This is a genomic window from Yokenella regensburgei (genome assembly GCF_051486985.1).
In the GTDB taxonomy this organism is placed as follows: Bacteria; Pseudomonadota; Gammaproteobacteria; order Enterobacterales; family Enterobacteriaceae; genus CBFFRJ01.
Genome location: NZ_JAHVDV010000077.1, coordinates 1 through 4,851, shown reverse-complemented (window position 1 = coordinate 4,851; position 4,851 = coordinate 1). Strand labels below are relative to the sequence as shown.

Annotated in this window: 5 protein-coding genes and 1 pseudogene; all 6 read right to left on the bottom strand. The window is 44.4% G+C overall.

Annotated features, from left to right (window positions below; genetic code table 11):
- A partial coding sequence (locus KXR87_RS23450; RefSeq protein ID WP_437434573.1) for a bacteriophage T4 gp5 trimerisation domain-containing protein occupies positions 1 to 758 on the bottom strand: 758 nt, incomplete at its 3' end.
- Positions 759 to 790: 32 nt separating this feature from the next.
- Positions 791 to 1,075, bottom strand: coding sequence for a type VI secretion system PAAR protein (locus KXR87_RS23445; protein WP_437434572.1), 285 nt, complete (start codon positions 1,073 to 1,075; stop codon positions 791 to 793).
- Between the two features lie 666 nt (positions 1,076 to 1,741).
- Positions 1,742 to 2,101, bottom strand: coding sequence for a hypothetical protein (locus KXR87_RS23440; RefSeq protein WP_437434571.1), 360 nt, complete (start codon positions 2,099 to 2,101; stop codon positions 1,742 to 1,744).
- A gap of 349 nt (positions 2,102 to 2,450) precedes the next feature.
- Positions 2,451 to 3,230 carry a hypothetical protein gene (locus tag KXR87_RS23435; protein WP_437434570.1) on the bottom strand — a complete coding sequence of 260 codons (780 nt, stop codon included), beginning with the start codon at positions 3,228 to 3,230 and terminating at the stop codon, positions 2,451 to 2,453.
- A 178-nt stretch (positions 3,231 to 3,408) separates the two neighbouring features.
- Complete coding sequence (locus tag KXR87_RS23430) at positions 3,409 to 4,362, bottom strand: hypothetical protein (protein WP_437434569.1); 954 nt, start codon at positions 4,360 to 4,362, stop codon at positions 3,409 to 3,411.
- 96 nt (positions 4,363 to 4,458) lie between these two features.
- Positions 4,459 to 4,851 (bottom strand): annotated as a pseudogene (locus KXR87_RS23425) (hypothetical protein); the annotation flags it as partial.

The window sequence follows — 4,851 nt, the reverse complement described above, 5'->3', positions numbered from 1 at the left end:
GGGCTTATCCGCAGGGCTTCCGGCAGGGTCTGCCAGAGCACATGCAGCACGTTGCTCTCGTGCAGTTTCAGCGCCCCGCCACGGGCGAGCCACAGGGATTCGCTGCGGCTGAAGGCGGTCTCGCCGGGCATCAGCGGGTCAAAGTGAAGACTTCTGCCGCCGTTGTCATTAAGGATCAGTGCATCATCATGCAACTGCAGGCGGATATCGAACGGGGCTTTCCAGCCGGGGCCAAAGAGACTGACTGGCGCAGGGGTTCGGGTCTGATAACTGCTGTAGGCACGGGTGAGCACCAGCCGGGCCTGACCGCAGTGCAGTTCGAGATGTTCACCTGCGGAATAGACGGCCACCTTACCGGTGGCTTCGGTTTTGCTTTTACCCACCGTAAAGGTGACGTTTTCTCCCAGGCTGACGTCATACCCTTTGCCGACAAGCAGGGATTTATGTATGCCTACCTGTGAGGACTGCAGCAGGGCAACGGATGTGTTCATCACGCCCCCGACTGTGGTCTGGAAGGCCATACCCACCGACAGGGCGCGTATGACGCCAACGGTTTCTGCCTGGTTCAGCCCGACGGTAATGGACTGGTTAAGACCGACAGTTTCCTGCTGATTAAGCCCTATAGCCTGGACCTGATTCTGCCCGACGCTAATCCGCTGGTTATGACCAATGGTCTCGGTGTGGTCCACCTTCACGTCCGTGGTGCGGTCCGGGTGAAAACGCACCCGCACGCGGCCGTATGCCCGCCGGGTAAACATTTAGTCGCATCACAAGTTCTGGACTAAGAAAGTTAACCAATAGTGACTGTACCGCTGCCGATAATCACACCGCCGCAGTTAACAGCATCACCCGTTCTGGCCGCGGGCAGACCATCAATAAAAACCGTACCAGAACCACTGGCTATTTTTCTTGGATGGGGAGGGTGTTTGGGTTTGGCATGGGGTTCGAGTGGATCTCCTTTTCGGGCTGCAGGGAGACCATCGATAAATACGCTGCCTGAACCGGCAGTAATGACAGTTTCACGATAACCATCATGCTGAGTACCTTTGTCTAAAATTTTTGCAGCCAGTGGCATATTTTTCTCCAGTAAGTGTTATTAGTCGATACTGTTTTTTTTTAATCAATCCCAGTGATCTTTTCGTGGCCATTTCACTTAAAGGTGTTTAGCAAATTTTACTCCTAATGATCGTTTTCTGATTGACCACCCAATGCGGGATTATGGGGTTCTGAAGACAATAATGTCATAAATCTTAGTGGCGCAATAAGCCTGTTGAATATCCAGCAGGCAGTGCAGTTCCTGGGGGAAGTGGTTAGTAGATATAGTGAATACCATCATGATTGATGATAGCGAGATAGCCAAAAAAAATAAAAATCTTGAAAGGATATATGACTCTTTTGCTATCGGCCTTTAAATATAAAATCTGACATTGCGTGTTATATTACAGGGATAAACTCCCCATCAATTAATAAAAAGACATGTGCATAAAAACCCATAAACTCCTTGCCATCTTTATCCGTATATTTATATGTCAGTGGAGAATAGGTCGGTTTCGATTTATTATACATTCGAACCATGCGCCCCTTATTCATGACTCGAATATCGTAGTCCTCCACTTAATAGGAAGCAGCGTTGCTCTTCCACCCTCTAAGCCATCTTTTGCAAACTGTGATAAAAATATCTCATCTTCGCTGTCACCGGTTGTTCTGGACCATGCCTCCAATGCTGTCTTGCCGTATATTTTCAAGCGATTTCGATCCCGGCTATTGATAATAGTCGCCATCTCACTGTAAGCAGTCCGTAACTTTTGAATCTGCTCCCTGCTCCCTGCTGCCTGTGAACGGTTTGCTCTGCCAGAACTTTTTCCCGAGTGATAGTACGTGAACTGTCAGGCTGTGCTTCCGGTAAACCTTGTGTGTTGATGGTCACTTTTATTGATGAAAGCGTTTGTTTTTCCTGTCCGTTAAAACGCACCAGTTCCAGACTACAGGCTGACTGTGGTTCGAAATGATCTCTCTCTTCTGTAGCTAATGACTTATCAGAAAACCAACCCAGAGCGCCAATCTCCAGGCTGATTTCATTCTCACCGTTTTCCATCAGCATTAAAGCGTTGGTGCTGGAAATCCCACCTCCTCGTCCCCGCCATGCAGATTTGCGGTTGTCAAAACCGATGACATCATTAGTTTTGATTGCACAGTAGGCTTGCTGGATATTAAATAGACTTCATATTTTATGTGGCTCATTACTTGAATATACTGCTAACGACATAATACCTCCTGCTAGTATCATTGCTGGGGTGATATATTTTAGTTTCATATGCTTTTTCGGATTTGTGTCATTCCAGCATGCCGTGTATTATTATCATTGTTTACCCCCCCCCCAAAAAAAATTAGAGGGAGTGCAGTAAATACCTTTTCAGTATTGATATAATACCGTAACCGTATTTGTTATTTTAGATAACAGGAATGAACTTACCATCAATTAGTGAGAAAATCGGTGCATAATAGTTCATGGCTTCATCCCCGTCCTCATCGATATACTTATATGTAAGGGGTGAATAATTAGGTTTTGATTTATTATAGAATTGTACCATACGTCCTTTGTTCATAATCCGTACTTCATAATCCTCCCATTTAATGGGAAGAATCTTAGCTTCTCCACCTTCAAGTTTATCTTTATTATACTGCGATAATAGTATTTCATCTTCACTGTCACCGGTTGTTGCAGACCATGCTATCAGCGCTGTCTTGTCATATGCTTTAAGACGGTTTCGATCCCGGCTGTTAATAATTATCGCCATCTCACTGTAGTGCTCTGCCAGAACTTTTTCCCGAGTGATAGTACGTGAACTGTCAGGCTGTGCTTCCGGTAAACCTTGTGTGTTGATGGTCACTTTTATTGATGAAAGCGTTTGTTTTTCCTGTCCGTTAAAACGCACCAGTTCCAGACTACAGGCTGAATGTGGATCGAAATGACCTCTCTCTTCCTGTGATAGTTGCTCATCAGAAAACCAGCCTAGTGCGCCAATCTCCAGGCTAATTTCATTCTCGCCGTTCTCCATCAGCATCATTGCATTGGTGCTGGAAATGCCTCCCCCTTGCCCTCTCCATGCAGACTTACGGTTGCTGAACCCGGTAACGTCATTAGTCTTAATGGCGCAATAAGCCTGCTGGATATTAAATAGACCTCGTATTTTATGTGGTTCATTGTTTGAAAGTATTGCTAATGACATAATTCCCCCTGTTAATATCATTGCTGAGGACATGTATTCTAGTTTCATATTCTTTCTCGAATCCGTGTCACTCCGGTATAACATACATTATTATCATTGTTTTACTTCTCCTCAATTAGAGGGAGTGCTGCAAATACAATTCCAATGTTGATGTAATACCTTAATAACATTGGTTATGTCAGATAACAGGAATGAACTTGCCATCAATGAGTGAGAATACGGGAGCGTAAAAACCCATGAAATCTTTTCCTTTTTTGTCTATATATTTATATGTTAATGGAGAGTAATTAAGTTCTGACTTATTGTACAATTGCACCATTCGTCCTTTATTCATAACCCTGATGTTATAATTTTCCCATTTGATTGGAAGTATCATCGCTTGCCCTTCTTCCAACTCATTCTTTGTATATTGAGATAATAATATTTCATCTTCGCTGTCACCGGTTGTTCTGGACCATGCCTCCAGTGCTGTTTTGTCGTATATTTTCAAGCGATTTCGATCCCGGCTGTTGATAATTTCCGCCATCTCACTGTAGGCCGCCCGTAGCTTTTGAATCTGCTCCCTGCTGCCTGTGAACGGTTCAGCTTTGACCCATGCCCATTCCGGGATGCCACTCACCGTCACTTTTTGCGTAAATTGATAGAGTTCCATTCCTTGTGGAAAATAGTTCTTATCAAAATAATCGGGATCGATATGTCCAGGTATGACCTGCTCCGCCAGAACTTTGGTCCGGGTAATGGGATGCGTGATGTCAGGCAATGCCTCAGGTAGTCCTTGCAGGCTAATGGTCACTTTTATTGATGAAAGTGTTTGCTTTTCCTGTCCATTATAACGCACCAGTTCCAGACTACAGGCTGACTGTGGTTCGAAATGTCCTCTCTCTTCCGGGGATAGTTGCTTATTAGAAAACCAGCCTAGTGCGCCAATCTCCAGGCTGATTTCATTCTCACCGTTTTCCATCAACATTAAAGCGTTGGTACTGGAAATTCCACCACCTCGTCCACGCCAGGCAGAATCACGATTATGATATCCGGTAACGCCATTGGTCTTAATGGCGCAATAAGCCTGCTGGATATTAAAAAGACTGCGCACTTTATTGGGTTTTCCATTGGCGAATACTGTCAATGTCATAATGACTCCTATTAATATTATTGCTGAAATGATATATCTCAATTTCATAATTTTCTCTTAATCTTGTGGGGTTTCATTATATCCCGTTTTGTTCTCTTAATTTGTATTCCAACTCGGGTTGGAACCCATTGCCCACGGTTCATAATGAGCAGGAGGAGTAATGGCAGGGCGAGGGATAATACGTGCTTTTCCATATAAATTAATACGTAAAGTTGAGTCTTCAGTTTTTAAAGACGAAGATAATTGCCACTCTTCCTCAGCATAATTATTTGTTTCAGGTGGTGATTCATCTTTAGTATTACTACCATTTTTATAAACTATATCAGCAGTAAACTTAAATGTCCCCTTAATTCCGTCATGGTATGCAACCAGATCCAGGCCATTATCATGCTCATCCAGAGCAAAGCCTGCTGCTGCACCGATAGTGGCTTCAGCCTCAGCCCTGAGTTCTACGACAAAAACTTCGGCCTCAAAGGTGGCGCTGACCAC